Source organism: Flavobacterium xinjiangense (genome assembly GCF_900142885.1).
Lineage (GTDB): Bacteria > Bacteroidota > Bacteroidia > Flavobacteriales > Flavobacteriaceae > Flavobacterium > Flavobacterium xinjiangense.
Genome location: NZ_FRCL01000013.1, coordinates 13,883 through 31,904, shown reverse-complemented (window position 1 = coordinate 31,904; position 18,022 = coordinate 13,883). Strand labels below are relative to the sequence as shown.

Here is an 18,022-nt window from a genome sequence, read left to right as displayed (position 1 = left end):
AACTAAGCGATTAATCGAATATACAATTGAGCGATCAACCATAAAAATTAACTAATAACCGAATAAATTTTATAATATGAAAGTTACCATTGTAGGAGCAGGAAATGTAGGTGCAACCTGTGCAGACGTAATTTCTTATAGAGGGATTGCAAGTGAAGTAGTATTATTGGATATCAGAGAAGGTTTTGCTGAGGGAAAAGCTTTAGATATCATGCAATGTGCTACCAATACCGGTTTCAATACTAAAGTATCGGGTGTAACTAATGATTATTCAAAAACGGCAGGGAGTGATGTAGTGGTAATTACATCAGGAATTCCTAGAAAACCAGGTATGACACGTGAGGAATTAATAGGTATTAATGCTGGAATTGTAAAAACGGTTGCTGAAAATGTATTAAAACATTCCCCAGATACTATTATTGTTGTCGTTTCTAATCCTATGGATACAATGACTTATTTAGCATTGAAATCTACTGGATTGCCAAAAAATAGAATTATTGGAATGGGTGGAGCTTTAGATAGTTCTCGTTTTAGAACCTATTTATCATTAGCTTTAGATAAGCCTGCAAATGATATTTCGGCAATGGTGATTGGTGGACATGGAGATACAACCATGATTCCATTAACAAGATTGGCTTCTTATAATGGAATTCCGGTATCTCAATTTCTTTCAGAAGATGCATTGCAAAAAGTAGCTGCTGATACAATGGTTGGCGGAGCTACACTTACAGGTCTTTTAGGAACTTCTGCTTGGTATGCTCCGGGAGCTTCTGTTGCTTTTTTAGTGGACAGTATTTTGAATGACCAGAAGAAAATGATTGCTTGTTCTGTTTTTGTAGAAGGAGAATACGGTCAAAACGATATTTGTATCGGTGTTCCTTGTATCATTGGTAAAAATGGAGTAGAAGAAATTCTTGATATTAAGTTAAATGACCAAGAAAAAGCATTATTTGCTAAAAGTGCTGATGCAGTCAGACAAATGAATGATGCATTAAAATCGATATTAGCATAATATTTTAATTATAAAAGAGGGAAGACTGCATTATTGCAGTCTTTTTCTTGAGATTAATCCATAAATAATTTGTTAATCTTAACCTAAATTATATATTTGCTCGGTTTAAAAAAATGATGTAATTCGGGATATTCGTTTTTTATATTAAAAATCGTTGTCAGGGCTTATTTTATGGGGTTAAAACAAAAATAAATAAATAAAAATAATTAATTTTTAGTAATAATGCAGAATAAAGGACTTATTAAATTTTTCGCAATTCTATTTGCATTGGTAAGTATTTACCAACTTTCTTTCACTTTTGTTTCAAGCAAAGTAAAAAATGATGCAAAATCTTTTGCTGGTGGAAATCCTGAAAAAGAAGTTAAATATTTAGATTCCATTGGAAAAGAAAAAGTATTTAATCTTGGGTTTACTGATTTTACTTTCAATGAAGTAAGTGACAAACAAATCAATAAAGGTCTTGACTTAGAAGGTGGTATTAACGTAATACTTCAAATCTCTGTTAAAGACATATTGAAAGGATTATCTAATAATTCTAAAAACCCAGTTTTCAATAAGTCTTTGGCTGATGCTACTGCAGATTTACAAGGTAATAAATCGTACTTAGATAAGTTTTTTGATGCTTTTGAAGCAAATTCAAAAGGAACAGTAAAATTGGCTTCTCCTGATATTTTTGCGAATAGAAGTTTGCAAGGTGAGGGTGGAGTAGATTTTCAAATGACTGATGCACAAGTAAAAAAGGTAATCTCAAGAAAAGTAGATGAATCTGTAGAAAGTGCTTTTGGGGTTTTAAGAAAACGTATCGATAAATTTGGTGTAACACAACCTAATATTCAAAAATTAGGAGAGTCTGGACAAATTCTTGTTGAACTTCCGGGCGCTAAAGATGTAGATAGAATCAAGAAATTATTACAAAGTACTGCTCAATTAGAGTTTTGGGAAACCTACAAAATTGATGAAATTGGAAACTTTTTGATGGCTGCAAATGAGTCATTAAAAAAAACCGAAATCACTAAAGGGGAAGTAAAAACAGTAGCTAAAGACTCTTTGAGTGCTTTATTAACTGACGGAAAAGATTCTGCGGCGACTAAAAAAGGAAATAATCCTTTATTGGATAAAATGATAGGTCAAGGTGGTGGACCAGTTTTAGGTCTTTTCTCACCAAAAGATACCGCTGTTGTTAACGGATATTTAAAAAGAGCAGATATCAGAGTTTTATTAGCTGGAGATCAACGTTATGCTAAGTTTGTTTGGGGTATTCCTTCAGTTATTAAGGATGCAAAAGAAAAAGATGTTGATGCAGTAGAATTATACGCATTAAAAGGAAATAGAGACAACATTCCTGCAATGGCCGGTGGTGTTGTTACTGATGCTAAAGATACTTTTGATCAAGCAGGTAAACCAGCTGTTTCTATGCAAATGAATAACCAAGGTGCAAAAGCTTGGGAAGAATTAACAGGAAGAGCTTTTACACAAAAAAGCAGCATTGCTATCGTTCTTGATGATGTAGTTTATTCTGCACCAGGAGTTTCTAGCGGTCCAATCGCTGGAGGTAGATCTGAAATTTCAGGAACTTTTGATGTAACTCAAACTAAAGATTTAGCCAATGTTTTAAGAGCAGGTAAATTACCAGCTGCGGCAGAAATTGTTCAATCAGAAGTAGTAGGTCCATCCTTAGGTCAAGAAGCAATTGATAATGGTACAAATTCAGCACTTGTTGGATTGCTTTTGGTATCACTTTGGATGATCGTTTACTATGGTAAAGCGGGTTGGTATGCAAATATTGCTTTAGCGGTTAACTTATTATTCTTATTCGGAATTTTGGCAAGCTTAGGTGCTGTATTGACGCTTCCTGGTATTGCAGGTATTGTATTGACGATGGGTACAGCAGTAGATGCAAATATTATCATTTATGAAAGAGCAAAAGAAGAATTACGTGCAGGTAAAACACTTGGAGAGGCTGTTGAAGCTTCCTATAGCTGGAAAGGTGCAATGCGTTCTATTGTAGATGCAAACGTTACACATATCTTGATTGGTACGGTATTATTTATTTTTGGTTCAGGACCAATTAAAGGTTTTGCTACAACATTATTGATTGGTATTGTGACCTCTTTATTTACTTCTATATTTATAGCAAGAATCTTTATTGACAGAAATATTGCTGGAAAGAATGATTTGACTTTTGTAACAGGGTTTTCTAAAAATTTCTTTACAAACTTTCATTTTGATTTCTTAGGTGTAAAAAAATGGACTTATGCTTTTTCTACAATTGTAGTTATTGTTAGTGTAATCTCATTATTCACAAATAAATTAGATCAAGGTGTAGATTTTGTGGGAGGAAGAACTTTTCAAGTTCGTTTTGAAAAGCCAGTTGCAGCAGAAGTTGTAAAAGCAGAATTGACTAAGGTATTTGGTAGTGCAGAGGCTAAGATTTTTGGTAACGATAATCAATTAAAAATTACTACAAAATATAAAGTAGAAGATCACGGGACTAAAGCTGACGAGGAAGTAAATAAATTATTATACGATAATTTGAAACAACATTTTTCTGCGGGTTTAACTTATGATAAATTTGTAAATGCTTACGAAGGAAAAAAACTTGGTATTGTTCAGGCTTCAAAAGTGGGACCAACTGTTGCTGAGGATATCAAAACCAATGCTTACTGGGCTGTTCTTGGAGCTATGCTAATTGTATTCTTATATTTACTTATTAGTTTCAGAAAATGGCAATATGGTTTAGGAGCAATTGCAGCTGTGGCGCATGATGTTATTTTTGTTTTAGGAATATATTCGTTATGTTATAAATTTATGCCTTTTGGTATGGAGATTGACCAACATTTCATTGCTGCTATTCTTACCGTAATTGGTTACTCAATGAATGATACTGTTATTGTATTTGACAGAGTTCGTGAATTTTTGGATGGAAAAACTAAAGGTTCTTTCGCTGAAATTGTTAACAAATCAATTAATTCAACAATGTCAAGAACGATCAATACGTCATTAACTATGATTGGTGTGTTGTTTATCATGTTCATTTTTGGAGGTGAATCTATCAGAGGATTTATTTTCGCTATGTTAGTTGGTATTATTGTGGGTACTTACTCTTCATTATTTATCGCAACTCCAGTATTGGTTGATACGATTTCTAAAGAAGATAAAAAGTTAATCGAACAGCATCATCAAGAAGTTTAATTTATTATTCAACTTATTATAATTGAGAAAGATCCAACGAAAGTTGGATCTTTTTTTTTGTTTAAATCGAAAGGTGTTTTAAATAAATAATGATTAATTTTAATAAATATAGCAGAGTAATTAATCATTTTTAATACGGAAGTGATATGAACAAAAAGTTACATTTTACTGTAGTCCTTATTTTTGTTTTTAATGCTATCTATGGACAAATAAGGAGGGAACATTTATCAGTTGGTTTTTCTTTTGGTTTTGGTAATGAATTTAAGAATGATGATTACACGTTTACAAATCAGTATTATAAATTGGAACTTAATTATTTATTAAGGAAGGAGAAATTTTTTCAGTATGAGATTGTGATTCAGCCAGAAATTAATTTTGCGGAACATCAACTTATTAATCCTTATTTTATTACACCTGATGATCCTGATTATATCGAAAAAAGAGAACGGTTTTCTAAAAAATATGCAATTAATCAGTACATTTTGAATCTAGGTATTATACTTAGAAAACCAATTTCAAAATCAATCAATGCTTTTTTTTTAGCCAGTACAGGACCTATGATTTCTGATGGCGAAACTGAGCGTCTTGCAAAAGGTTTTGCTTTTTCGAATGTTGTAGCATTTGGGGTTTCTTATAAAGTTAAAAGATTTGAATTTGATGTAAGGCCTAATGTCCGTCATGTTTCTAATGCAGGTCTCTCAAGTCCCAATATTGGGTTTAACACTAAAAATATTGAGTTGGGTGTTTCTTTGCATTTTTAGATCATTCGAGAATATTTGTTTATGTAATATTTTACACCATTTTTTAATTAGGATTACAGTTTATTTTGTTGTTAGTCAATGAATTGATTTTGAAAATTGAATATTTTTTTTAAAAATAAATCTTTAATAATTTCTAATTTTATATATTTACTAAGCTTTGTAGTATAGTCCCAATTGATATTTGAAGTTATTTTATAATGCTAAAACAATGGAAAAATTTACTAAACTATTATTATTGGTTTATTTGTTTATTAATCTTAATCTTTATGCTTTTGATATTAGTAATAAAGTCAATTTTGTAAATGGGATTAGCAGTGTTAATTGTAAGTTAGATAACACGACATATTCTGTTGAGAGTATGTGCAATCATGGAATTTTGCTAAAAACAAATACGAATTTGTTTCTTTCAAATATTGCTACTGTTCCTCCAACAGTTAGTTCTCCAATTTATGTTTGCCAAAATAGCGTTGCAGCACCGTTAGCTGCAACTGCCAGTGCAGGGGGAACGTTGAATTGGTATGGAACCAATGCTACCGGAGGGACGGCATCCCCAACAGCTCCAACTCCTTCAACAACTACGGTAGGGACTATTTCATACTATGTTAGTGAGACTGTGAGTGGAATAGAAAGTTCACGATCAAAGATTGATGTAAATGTGGTCGCTGATAATGGTGCAGTTATCTTGGGTTTTACATGTGATCCATCGCAAATAGCAGCCGCTGATAAAGCTTCTTCAGTATTTTTTGATTGGGGAAACAATCCGCTGATTTCTAATACTTATAATTACACATATACAATTCAAGGTAGTTCTCCAGTCAGTTCGACTACTAGTGTTTCGCATGTCCAAGTATTTGGAATGGTGCCTGGTCAATCCGCTACATTAACACTGACATCGGCAACACATCCTTGTGTCCCAGCCAAAACTTTAACTTGTACTGTACCATGCGGGGCAGCAACAATAACACCTAATTTCGCTGCCATTCCCGCTTTTTGTTCCGGTTCTGTAGCACCAATATTAGGACCCACTTCTCGAAACGGAATAACAGGAACGTGGTCACCGGCAATAATCAGTAATACTACAAGTGGGAATTATATATTTACGCCAAACGCAGTTTTATTTCCTTGTGCTACAACACAGTCGTTGCCAGTATCGGTTTTGCCATTAGTAACTCCAACATTCACAACTATTCCAGCGACAGTTTGTCAAAATTCAACAGCTTCAGTTTTGCCTTCAAATTCTTCTAATGCAACTCCAATCTCTGGAATTTGGAGCCCAGCTACAGTTAATACTGCAGTTTTAGGCCCAGTAACGTATGCTTTTACACCTAATCCAGGCCAGTGTACTGCATTAACTCCTACTATGGTGTCAATAACAGTTGTTCCTGTTGTAGTGCCAAATTTTGCCGCTGTTCCTCCTTTTTGCTCTGGAACAACCGCGCCACTTTTGGGGAGTACATCTCCAAATGGAATTGTGGGGACATGGTCACCTTCAGTAATTAGTAATACAACAAGTAGAAGTTATTTGTTTACTCCTAACGCAAATCAATGTGCTACAACTCAAACCTTAAATGTAACCGTCACGGCTAAATCAGTTCCAAATTTTGCAGGTATTCCTTCTTTTTGTACAGGAACTACTGCTCCAACTTTAGCAACTACGTCGCCGAATGGAATAACAGGTACTTGGTCTCCAGCAGCAATAAGTAATACAGCAAGTAGCAGTTATGTTTTTACACCTAATACTACAGAATGTGCGACTACACAAACATTAGCAGTAACAATTAATCCTCTGATTGTACCTGATTTCACTGATCTCTCTATCTGTTCTGGCAGTGTAGCTCCTATTTTGAGAAATGTATCTCCTAATGGAATTAGTGGCACCTGGTCTCCATCTACTATTAATAATACAACGGCTGGATCTTATGTTTTTACCCCAAATCCAAATCAATGCGCAACTAATAAAACGATCAATGTTACTGTAAACCAATCGACCCTCGTAAATGTAGTGTGGAATGTTACAGATGCTTTTTCTGAAAACCAGGTAGTGACTATTACAGCTACGGCGCCTGGAGATTATTTATATCAGCTGGATAGCGGTCCGTTTCAAGATAGCCCTGTTTTTGAATATGTTGCTTTAGGTTTTCATTCCATCACCGTAAAAGATAGAAATGGCTGCAGTCCTCCAATAACACGTTCAAATGTTTTAGTGATTGATTATCCTAAATATTTTACTCCAAATAATGATGGTTTTCATGATACTTGGAACATCTTTAGTTTAGAAGATCAAACAGATTTCAGGATTCTAATATTTGATCGTTATGGGAAATTCTTAAAAGAAATTAGACCTAAAAGTTTGGGATGGGACGGCATGTATAATGGAAATCCCATGCCGGCAAATGATTATTGGTTTAGTGTTGAATATGCGGAACAGAATATTTCTAAAATATTCAAATCTCATTTTTCTTTAAAGAGGTAGTCATAAAAATACCCCCAAATAGCATCTAGCTTTTTGAGGGCAGGTCAAGTTTATTTTTTTTCTATTTTAACCGGTAATAGATTTTTTTTTTAAATTCTAACAGGCTTTTCGGCAGTGAAAACAAAGTACAAACCGATTAATATAAATGGAATACTTAACCATTGTCCAGTAGATAGTAATCCTAAAGAATTTTCAAATCCGCCTTGGCTTTCTTTTACAGATTCCACAATAATACGGACGGAGAATAAAAGTACTAAGAACAATCCAAATAAAAATCCTGATTTTTTTCTTGCATCCGTTTTCCAGTATAAGAAAAACAAAATTGCAAAAACAAAAATATAACAAAAGGCTTCATATAATTGTGTAGGATGCTTTGCAGGAACTTGTTCTAATAAAGCGGCAAATTTTGGGTCAGTAGCTATAGCATGATAAGCATCATTTGGATTAGCTATCTGAGTTGCATTTGTGGCATCATTTGGACTAAATTTATCACGTATAAAACGGATCCCAAAAGAAGATGTAGTTTCTTTTCCAACAATCTCAGAATTGAAAAAATTCCCTAGTCTTACAAAAATAGCTCCACTCGCGACAGGAATCACTACTCTGTCTAAAATCCATAATTGCGGTCTTTTCAACACATTTTTACTATAAAAATACATCGCAATTATTATTGATATAGCAGCACCGTGACTCGCCAAACCCTGAAATCCTGTAAATTCAAAAGTAGGAGAGAATCGAAATGGCAGAAATATCTCCAGCAAATGATTGCGGAAATATTCCCAATCATAAAATAAAACATGTCCTAAACGGGCTCCGATTAATGTAGCCAGTACGGTCCATATAAACAATGAGTCTAATTTTTCTATCGATTCTCCTTCACGTTCAAATATATTTTTCATAATATACCATCCTAATCCAAAGGAGATTACAAACATTAAGCTGTAATATCTAATTACAAAAAAACCTAAATCAATTCCTTCTGATGGATTCCAAATTATATTTAAAGCGTGTGTCATAGATCATTATTTTTTTATGTTTTGTAAAAATAGAGAATTAAAGTAAAATTCGTACCAATAAAAGGTTAATGTTCGTGATTACATTTTTTTTCGGGAACAGGGTCATAGCCGGTTCTGCCCCAAGGGTGACAGCTCAAAATTCTTTTCAATCCTAAATATCCCCCGTAAAATAATCCATGTTTTTGCAGCGCTTCAATCATGTAAGAAGAACAAGTAGGTTCAAATCTACAGGCAGAAGGTGTAAATGGGGATATCGCAGTTTGGTAAAACTGAACTAATAAAATCAAAGGAGCAGTTAATTTCATGATTTGATTAGAAAATTAATTAATGCGTCAACTAGAAAAATGGCAGGTTATCTAATTTTCTAATTGAAAAATCATCTCTTTATATTGTAAAAGTAGTGCCTTCCTTTCCGTCTTTCAACTGAATTCCTAATGCAATTAATTGGTCTCGAATCTGATCAGACAACGCAAAGTTTTTATTGTCTCTGGCTTGTTTTCTCATTTCGATTAACATATTTACAGTTCCTTCTAATTTATCATTATTGCTGTCTGAAAGTTTCTCGTCTTCAAGACCCAAGACATCAAATACAAAAGCTTGCATTGCTGTAGAAAAATCCTTTAAATCAGTTGTAGTCAACGTTTCTTTTCCTTCTTTTAGCAGATTGATAAATCGAACTCCTTCAAATAATTGTGCAATCAAAATCGGACTATTAAAATCATCATTCATCGCATCATAGCAAGACTGTTTCCAGCTCGCAATATCTAATGTGCTATTTGATTTTGAATCTAATTCTTTCAATGATTCTATTGCTTCCATCAATCTCTTGTACCCTTTTTCGGCGGCAACGATGGCATCGTCAGAAAAATCAAGAATACTTCTATAATGCGCCTGCAGCATAAAAAATCGAGCTACAGATGCAGAGAAAGCTTTGCTTAAAATGCTGTTGTCACCAGTTAAAATCTCTCTTGGCAAGATATTGTTTCCGGTTGATTTTGCCATTTTTTTGCCATTCAAGGTTAGCATATTGGCGTGCATCCAATAATTTACTGGGGTTTGGCCAGTACAAGCTTCGTTCTGTGCGATCTCACATTCATGATGCGGGAATTTTAAATCCATTCCACCTCCGTGAATATCAAAATGATTTCCTAAATATTTAGTGCTCATGGCAGTACATTCCAGATGCCAGCCTGGAAAGCCATCACTCCATGGGGATGGCCAACGCATAATATGTTGTGGTTCTGCTTTTTTCCATAACGCGAAATCCTGTGGATTTCTTTTATCAGATTGTCCATCAAGATCACGAGTATTGGCAAGCATGTCCTCAATATTACGACCGCTTAATCTACCGTAGTGATTTGTTTCGTTGAATTTTACTACATCAAAATAAACCGATCCATTGGCTTCATAGCCAATTCCTTTGTCGATAATAGTTTTGATAATCTCTATTTGTTCAATAATATGTCCCGTTGCTGTTGGCTCGATACTTGGAGGTAAAAAGTTAAAAGCATTCAAAATGTCATGAAAATCCACAGTATAACGCTGTACGACTTCCATAGGTTCCAGTTGTTCTAGACGTGCTTTTTTAGCGATTTTATCCTCACCCTCATCCACATCGTCCACAATATGACCCACATCCGTAATGTTACGAACGTAACGAACTTTATAGTCCAAATGTAAAAAGTACCTAAATATCACATCAAATGACATAAAAGTTCGCACATTACCAAGATGCACATTACTGTAAACCGTAGGTCCGCATACATACATCCCAACATTTCCTTCATGGATAGGCTTGAATGTTTCTTTTTCTCCCGAAAGAGAATTGTATATTTTTAGGGTTTGAGATTTGTATAATGGCATTTATGTTTGTTTTTTGGAGCTATTTCCTGCTTTCCGTTTCAATCCACGCAAAAAAAAGCGTGGGATTTCCTCTTCAATCAGGGCTAGGGCTTTATCGTTTAAATAGAATTTATTTGTATTTTAGAACTTCGTCTCTAACTTAATGTAATCTAAAAATTCTCTACGAGTTTGATCATTTTTAAATTTCCCACCAAATTCAGAAGTTACAGTGCTACTTTCAATATCACTTATTCCTCTTGAATTTACACAAAGATGTTTTGCATCAATTACACAAGCAACATCCTCGGTACCCAAAGCAATTTGTAATTCCTGAACAATTTGCATAGTTAAACGCTCTTGAACTTGAGGTCTTTTGGCGTAATATTCTACAATTCGGTTCATTTTAGAAAGCCCAATTACTCTTCCATTAGAAATATAAGCTACGTGAGCTCTTCCTATGATTGGCAGTAAATGATGTTCGCATGTAGAATAGACGATAATGTTTTTCTCTACTAACATTTCGCCGTATTTGTAGTTGTTGTCGAATGTTGAAGCTTTTGGTTTTTTAGAAGGATTTAGACCTCCAAAAATTTCTTTCACAAACATTTTGGCAACACGATTCGGAGTGCCTTTTAAACTATCATCGGTCAAATCCATTCCAAGTGTTAGCAGAATATTTTCAACGTCTTTTTTTATTTTTTCTATTTTTTCTTCATCAGAAATAGCAAAAGCATCTTCGCGTACTGGATTTTTTGCTGATAAACCAATGTGATTGTCTCCTATTTCGTCTTGAAATTCTTCGTTATTTATCATTAAAAGCAACTATTATAGTGGGTGTATATATTTAAGCCGTAAAGATAATTAATAAAAATTAAAGAATTTCTATAGGTTATACTATTTAATGATGGTTTTATAGAGAGGATTGGTGATGTTAGATAGTTTTTTGTCCTTTAAAAACTAAAGGCAATAACTTTTTATCGTCATTGGCTTTAGTTAATTGTCTGGAAATCTTTAGTAGTATATATAAAGCAAAAGGATTTCCTACTTCATGTTTTTATTGGGCAGCAATTAATTTTTTAAGTCGGGTTGCATTATAAACAGGAATAGCTTCTTTTAGGACGCGTACGGCACTGATCAAATCTTCTTTTTTCAATACATACGCAATACGTACCTGATTTAAACCCATTCCGGGTGTCGAATAAAATCCAGCGGCAGGGGCAACCATAACGGTTTCACCATTTAAATCATAACTTTCTAAAAGCCATTGTGCAAAAATATCAGCATTGTCAACAGGAAGTTGTGCAATGCAATAAAATGCAGCCTTAGGTTTAGTGACTATGACACCTTCTATTTTATTTAATTCAGAGATTAGGGTGTCTCTACGTTCTCTATATTCTGAAATTACTTCGTCAAAATAACTTTGAGGAGTATCAATAGCTGCTTCACAGGCAATTTGTTCAACAGTAGGAGGACTTAGTCTCGCTTGAGCAAATTTCATAGCAGTTGCCATCACTTCCTTGTTTTTTGATACTAGGCATCCTATTCTTGCTCCACACATACTATAGCGTTTTGAAACAGAATCAACCATGATTACATGTTCTTCTAGGCCAGGAATATTCATTACAGAATAATGAGTATCTCCATCATATATGAATTCTCGGTATACTTCGTCAGCAATAAGAAAAATATCGTATTTTTTTACGAGCGCTGCTAATTGCGTGATCTCATCCTTTGAATATAAATAACCTGTAGGATTTCCGGGATTACAAATTAGAATGGCTTTTGTTTTTGTTGTAATTAACTTTTCGAATTCAGCAATGGAAGGAAGTGCAAATCCAGTATCAATAGTTGAAATTACAGGAACTACGCTACCCCCTGATGCGGTCGAAAAGGCACTGTAATTGGCATAAAAAGGTTCGGGAATAATGATTTCATCACCTTGATCCATGATTGTACCTAATGCAAATAGTAAGGCTTCTGAACCTCCAGTAGTAATTATAATATCTTCAAATTCTACTGCAACATTTTGTTGTTTGTAAAATTGAGATAATTTTCTTCTGTAACTTTCATTTCCCGCAGAATGACTGTACTCTAAAATAGTTAAGTCAATATTTTTTATCGCATTAATGGCTATTTCAGGGGTTTTTATATCAGGTTGACCAATGTTCAAATGATATACTTTATGTCCTTTTTTCTTTGCGATTTCTGCAAAGGGAGCCAATTTACGTATTGGTGATTCGGGCATATTCTTGCCTTTGTTGGAAATTTTTGGCATGGTTCATTTATTGAAGTGCAAATTTGCATTTTTTTTTTGAAAATTTCTGTTAAACGCAATTGTAAATGTGACAGAAACTATACAAATAATCAATATTTTGTGTATTTTTATCAAAATGATTGTAAATGAAAAAACGAGTTTCTGTATTTTTTATTCTTTTTTGTGTTTGGCCTATTTTTGCACAAGATGGTTTTCAATTCGCTGAAAATGTTAATAAAGTAACTGTTCCTTTCAAACTTATTAATAATTTGGTTTTTATTCCGATCAAGGTTAATGGCATCGAATTAAATTTTTTGTTAGATTCTGGCGTTGAAGAAACGATTTTATTTAGTTTGGAAGAAAAAAAAGAAATTTCATTTTCTGAAGTTGAAAAAATAAGTTTAAAGGGATTAGGCAGAGAAGAACCAATTGACGGATTAAAAGCAACTAATAATACCTTAGAAATTAAAGGATTAAGATCTGTAAATCATTTGCTCTATATTGTTTTAGACCAGGAGTTTAATCTTTCCTCTCATATTGGGATTCCTGTGAATGGTATTATTGGATACCATTTTTTTAGAAATAATTTAGTGGAAATCAATTATGAAAGAAAAAAAATTACGATTTACCGTGAGGATGATAATAATAGAAAAAAAATAGAAAAAAAATTTAGTAAAACTTCCATTACGATTGAAAAAAACAAGCCATATATCACAAATGGCGTAACGATTGATTCCATAGAGATTCCCGCAAAATTATTAATAGACATAGGCAATAGTGACGCAGTATGGCTTTTTGATAAGCAATCCGAATTAATAAAAATACCGGTTAAAAATTTTCAGGATTATTTGGGTAAAGGATTTAGCGGGGATGTTGAAGGGAAACGTGCGCGAATTCTTAAATTTAAAATGGCTGAATTTGAATTTAAAAATCCCATTGCTGCCTTTCCAGATTCTAGTTCATTACGAAGTGTAAAAATGGTTGCTGGTAGAGTAGGCTCAGTAGGTGGTGAGATTTTAAGACGATTTACAATTATTATGGATTATACTAACGGGTTTCTGTATTTAAAGAGAAATAAGGAATTTAATGCGCCATTTAATTATAATAAAAGTGGAATCGAAATTCAGCAGCAGGGAATGCAATGGGTGCAAGAAACAGTATATCTGCAAACTGTTCCTATTGTTGTTACCGAGGATCCTTTTAAAACAAAAGCAGAAAAGAATGGTAGTAATTTTAAATATAGATTTAATCTAAAACCTGTTTATTCTATCGCAAATATTCGCAAAAACTCACCTGCTTTTGCCGCTGGTTTAGAGAAAGGAGATATAATTGTGTCTATAAATGGGAATCCTAGCTATAAGTATTCGTTACAACAAATGAATTCCTTTTTGAAATCAGAAGAGGAACTTTGGATTACGATGGAAGTCGAGCGAAATAACAAAAAACTTAAAATTAAGTTTCAATTGCAAAATGTTTTATAAAAAAAAAACGCTTTATGATTATTTTCATAAAGCGCTATTTATAATTAACTGCGGAAATTTAATTGCCAACAACTTCTCCTTTTATTTTTAGAGCTACTCTTCCTTCTTCGTAGTTAACGGCATTAGATTCAACCGTAATTGTTTTTCTAATTGGCCCTGCAGTCATATTGTATTTTATCTCAATTTTTCCTTTTTTACCAGGTAAAATGGGATCTTTTGTACTAGATAATATGGTACAATTTGCTGTTGACTGTATTGAGGAAATAATCAAAGGTGCATTCCCCGTATTTGTAAATTCAAAAACCCGTATTCCATTGTCGCTTGATTTAGCTATTCTACCGTAATCGATAGTATTGTCTTTTGCTGAAAAATCAATTTTAGCTCCAGACTGAGCAAAACCAACACTGCTGACTAACAGCATTGCTATTAAAGTAATTATTTTTTTCATTTTCATTTTTTTAAATTCATTTAAGTAAAAGTACTTTGTTTTAATTAACGTACAAATATTTATTTCTCTTTTTATAGTGTACTTAATTATTTACTTTTGTTCCCACTATTAATTACAAATATCAGACCAAAGTATAATTTTGGTTTTAACAGTTGCTTTTTATGACAATTCCTGCACAATTTGACGCTAAAACTATTGAAAATAAGTGGTATGACTACTGGATGAAGAACAATTATTTCCATTCGGAGCCAGATCATAGAACGCCATATACTATTGTAATTCCTCCACCTAACGTAACTGGAGTTTTGCACATGGGACACATGTTAAACAATACGATTCAGGATGTTTTAATAAGAAGAGCGCGTCTGAAGGGTTTTAACGCTTGCTGGGTTCCCGGAACAGATCATGCTTCGATAGCTACTGAAGCTAAGGTTGTTGCTAAATTAAAAGCCGAAGGAATCAATAAAAATGATTTGACTCGCGAGGAATTTCTGGCGCATGCATGGGAATGGACGGACAAATACGGTGGTGTAATTTTAGATCAATTGAAAAAATTAGGTGCTTCTTGTGATTGGGAAAGAACAAAATTCACCATGGATCCAGATATGTCAGCTTCTGTAATACGTTCTTTTGTAGATTTATATAACAAAGGATTGATTTACAGAGGATACCGAATGGTGAACTGGGATCCTGAAGCAAAAACGACTTTGTCTGACGAAGAAGTAATTTATGAAGAACAAGAAGGAAAATTGTATTTCCTAAAATATAAAATTGAAGGAAGTGAAGATTTTCTGACAATTGCTACAACGCGTCCAGAAACTATTTTTGGAGATACCGCTATTTGTATCAATCCAAATGATGAACGTTTTGCTCACCTGAAAGGAAAAAAGGCAATTGTCCCTATTTGTGGTAGAGTGATTCCAATTATTGAAGATGCCTATGTTGATATCGAATTTGGTACCGGTTGTCTAAAAGTGACGCCTGCTCATGATATGAATGACAAGGCACTAGGGGAGAAGCATAATTTGGAGATTATTGATATTTTCAACGAGGATGCGACTTTGAATAGTTTTGGATTGCAATACCAAGGGAAAGATCGTTTTGTAGTTCGGGAAGAAATTGCAAAAGAATTAGAAACCATCGGTGCTTTGGCAAAAACGGAAACTCACTTGAATAAAGTAGGAACTTCTGAAAGAACCAAAGCAGTTATCGAACCAAGATTATCAGATCAATGGTTCCTGAAAATGGAAGATTTGGTTAAACCGGCAATTCAATCGGTATTGGTCGATGGTGAAATTAAATTACATCCTGCTCGTTTTAATAATACATACGCCCACTGGTTAAATAATATACGTGACTGGAATATCTCCCGTCAATTATGGTGGGGACAACAAATTCCTGCATATTTCTATGGAGACGGAAAGGAAGATTTTGTAGTGGCTGAATCTATCGAAGAAGCATTAGAATTGGCAAAAACCAAAACATCAAACCCTGTACTTGAAATAAAAGATTTACGACAAGATGTTGATGCTCTCGATACTTGGTTTTCTTCTTGGTTATGGCCAATGTCGGTTTTTGGTGGAATAATGGACCCGGAAAGCGAAGATTTCAAATATTATTACCCAACCAATGATTTAGTTACCGGTCCAGATATCTTGTTTTTCTGGGTAGCGAGAATGATTATTGCAGGATATGAATATACAGGTAAAAAACCATTTACAAATGTTTATTTGACTGGTTTGGTACGTGACAAACAAAGGCGTAAAATGTCTAAATCATTAGGAAATTCACCTGATCCTTTGGATTTAATTGAAAAATTTGGAGCTGATGGAGTTCGTGTAGGATTGCTTTTGAGCGCTTCTGCTGGTAACGATATTATGTTTGACGAGGAATTGTGTAACCAAGGAAAAGCGTTTACCAATAAAATTTGGAATGCTTTTAAATTAATAAAAGGTTGGGAAGTTTCGGATGCAATACCGCAACCGGAATCATCTAAAGTAGCAATTGAATGGTATGAAGCTAAATTGCAACAAACACTTCTGGAAATTGAGGATAATTTCGAAAAATATAGAATTTCCGATGCTTTAATGGCAATTTACAAACTGGTTTGGGATGATTTCTGTTCTTGGTTCCTGGAAATGATAAAACCGGCGTACCAACAACCAATTGACAGTGTAACTTTGGCGAAAGCCATAGAAATGTTGGAAAACAACATGAAATTATTGCATCCGTTTATGCCGTTCTTGACAGAGGAAATTTGGCAGATTCTTGCCGAAAGAACTGAAGAAGAGGCCTTAATCGTTTCTAGTTGGCCAGAAATAAAACCTTTTAACGCCCGTTTAATTTCAGATTTCGAAAATACAATTGAAGTGATTTCTGGAATTAGAACGATTCGTAAAGACAAGAATATTCCTTTTAAAGATCCGATTGAATTAAAAATCGTGAATAATGATAAAGCTTCAACCTATTTTGATTCGGTGGTTACTAAATTAGGGAACATCACTTCACTGGAATATGTTTCGGATAAAGTAGATGGCGCTTTGTCTTTCCGTGTAAAATCGAATGAATATTTCATCCCGATTACCGGAAATATAAATGTGGAAGAAGAAATTGCAAAACTAGAGGCGGAGTTAGTTTATACACTGGGTTTTCTTAAATCAGTTCAAAGCAAATTGGCGAACGAGAAATTTGTTACAGGAGCGCCAGAAAAAGTATTGGCTAACGAGGTTCAAAAAGAAGTAGATGCCTTGTCTAAAATTGAAACTATCAAGCATAGTTTGAATGGACTGAAATAAAATGTAGCCCATTTTAAAATTTAAATCTCAATCCTGATATTTCAGAATTGGGATTTTTTTGTTAAAAGATGTATTTTAAATGTAAATAAGTCTTAATCGAGTGTCTTTAAAAAACGTCTTAATTAGTGGCCATAAAAAGTTATTTTGATGCGATTTAAAGGGTATTTTTTCCGTTAAACGATTATTATTTATTCTATGCTAAATTGATTGTATTTTTACGGGTCTATTTTTAAATACCACATTTACAGAAACATGAAAGAAATATTTACCATTGCTTATAAACAAGCTTATCTTAATGGATATTCAAAGGGATTGAACCCTCGGCAGCAATTTGAAAGAATAGTAAGTAATGAAGCCTTTGCTATAGGATTTAATTCAGGAAGATCTGATTATGAGAGAATGAACGGAAGCATCAGTAATGGTATCCCGCATCGAATTGTTACAGATGAAATTCTGGAGGATTATCTTTTAGCAGGATTGCTCGGCTTAACTGTTGAGATGTCTGGGTATACTTATTTTCAAATTGATTTGATAGAACAATGGTATCAAAGTGGCATTGAGAAATATAATCCAGATCAAAACAACTGCCTTTTTGAAATACTTGAAAAGAATGGTATTCTACTCAGTTAAATAGGTATCAGTTTTGGCAAAAAAATCCATCTTGTTATTAAAATGAAACAGATTTTGTGCCCTTTTATATAAATAAGGGCAACCGGTCTATACACACTGCAGATAAATCAAATCGTGA

Annotated in this window: 13 protein-coding genes; 7 read left to right on the top strand and 6 right to left on the bottom strand. The window is 33.7% G+C overall.

Annotated elements, in window-relative coordinates; all coding sequences use genetic code 11:
* Positions 1-76 precede the first annotated feature (76 nt).
* The 4 genes from mdh to BUC23_RS14005 all read left to right on the top strand — a co-directional run bounded on the left by mdh (position 77) and on the right by BUC23_RS14005 (position 7,438).
* Positions 77-1,012, top strand: coding sequence for a malate dehydrogenase (gene mdh / locus BUC23_RS14020; RefSeq protein WP_073210479.1), 936 nt, complete (start codon positions 77-79; stop codon positions 1,010-1,012).
* Positions 1,013-1,234: 222 nt separating this feature from the next.
* Positions 1,235-4,204, top strand: a complete 2,970-nt coding sequence (gene secDF, locus BUC23_RS14015) for a protein translocase subunit SecDF (RefSeq protein WP_073210478.1) — start codon at positions 1,235-1,237, stop codon at positions 4,202-4,204.
* Between the two features lie 146 nt (positions 4,205-4,350).
* Positions 4,351-4,965 (top strand): acyloxyacyl hydrolase, encoded by a 615-nt coding sequence (locus tag BUC23_RS14010; RefSeq protein WP_073210476.1) that lies wholly within the window; start codon positions 4,351-4,353, stop codon positions 4,963-4,965.
* Positions 4,966-5,173: 208 nt separating this feature from the next.
* Positions 5,174-7,438: a T9SS type B sorting domain-containing protein gene (locus BUC23_RS14005; RefSeq protein WP_073210474.1), complete on the top strand. Its 2,265-nt coding sequence runs from the start codon at positions 5,174-5,176 to the stop codon at positions 7,436-7,438.
* Between the two features lie 89 nt (positions 7,439-7,527).
* On the opposite strand, the gene lgt is transcribed toward BUC23_RS14005, so the two are convergent.
* From lgt to BUC23_RS13980, 5 genes are all read right to left on the bottom strand, one after another.
* The gene (lgt, locus tag BUC23_RS14000) at positions 7,528-8,454 is read right to left on the bottom strand and encodes a prolipoprotein diacylglyceryl transferase (protein WP_073210472.1); all 927 of its coding nucleotides are present in this window, start codon (positions 8,452-8,454) and stop codon (positions 7,528-7,530) included.
* Between the two features lie 65 nt (positions 8,455-8,519).
* On the bottom strand, positions 8,520-8,759 hold the full coding sequence (yidD, locus tag BUC23_RS13995) for a membrane protein insertion efficiency factor YidD (protein ID WP_073210470.1): 240 nt from the start codon (positions 8,757-8,759) through the stop codon (positions 8,520-8,522).
* A gap of 79 nt (positions 8,760-8,838) precedes the next feature.
* Positions 8,839-10,317, bottom strand: coding sequence for a cysteine--tRNA ligase (gene cysS / locus BUC23_RS13990; protein ID WP_073210468.1), 1,479 nt, complete (start codon positions 10,315-10,317; stop codon positions 8,839-8,841).
* Positions 10,318-10,437: 120 nt separating this feature from the next.
* Positions 10,438-11,109, bottom strand: coding sequence for a GTP cyclohydrolase I FolE (gene folE / locus BUC23_RS13985; protein ID WP_073210466.1), 672 nt, complete (start codon positions 11,107-11,109; stop codon positions 10,438-10,440).
* Positions 11,110-11,350: 241 nt separating this feature from the next.
* On the bottom strand, positions 11,351-12,571 hold the full coding sequence (locus BUC23_RS13980) for a pyridoxal phosphate-dependent aminotransferase (RefSeq protein WP_073210464.1): 1,221 nt from the start codon (positions 12,569-12,571) through the stop codon (positions 11,351-11,353).
* A gap of 125 nt (positions 12,572-12,696) precedes the next feature.
* Here BUC23_RS13980 and BUC23_RS13975 point away from each other — a divergent pair, with 125 nt between their 5' ends.
* Positions 12,697-14,031, top strand: a complete 1,335-nt coding sequence (locus BUC23_RS13975; RefSeq protein WP_073210462.1) for a retropepsin-like aspartic protease — start codon at positions 12,697-12,699, stop codon at positions 14,029-14,031.
* A gap of 58 nt (positions 14,032-14,089) precedes the next feature.
* On the opposite strand, the gene BUC23_RS13970 is transcribed toward BUC23_RS13975, so the two are convergent.
* Entirely contained in the window at positions 14,090-14,479 is a 390-nt protein-coding gene (locus BUC23_RS13970) for a DUF1573 domain-containing protein (RefSeq protein WP_073210602.1), read from the bottom strand.
* A gap of 161 nt (positions 14,480-14,640) precedes the next feature.
* Between BUC23_RS13970 and BUC23_RS13965 the strand changes: the two genes are divergently transcribed.
* Both BUC23_RS13965 and BUC23_RS13960 read left to right on the top strand, forming a co-directional pair.
* Positions 14,641-17,274 carry a valine--tRNA ligase gene (locus BUC23_RS13965; protein ID WP_073210459.1) on the top strand — a complete coding sequence of 878 codons (2,634 nt, stop codon included), beginning with the start codon at positions 14,641-14,643 and terminating at the stop codon, positions 17,272-17,274.
* 252 nt (positions 17,275-17,526) lie between these two features.
* Positions 17,527-17,904 (top strand): hypothetical protein, encoded by a 378-nt coding sequence (locus tag BUC23_RS13960; RefSeq protein WP_073210457.1) that lies wholly within the window; start codon positions 17,527-17,529, stop codon positions 17,902-17,904.
* The last annotated feature ends 118 nt before the right edge of the window (positions 17,905-18,022 follow it).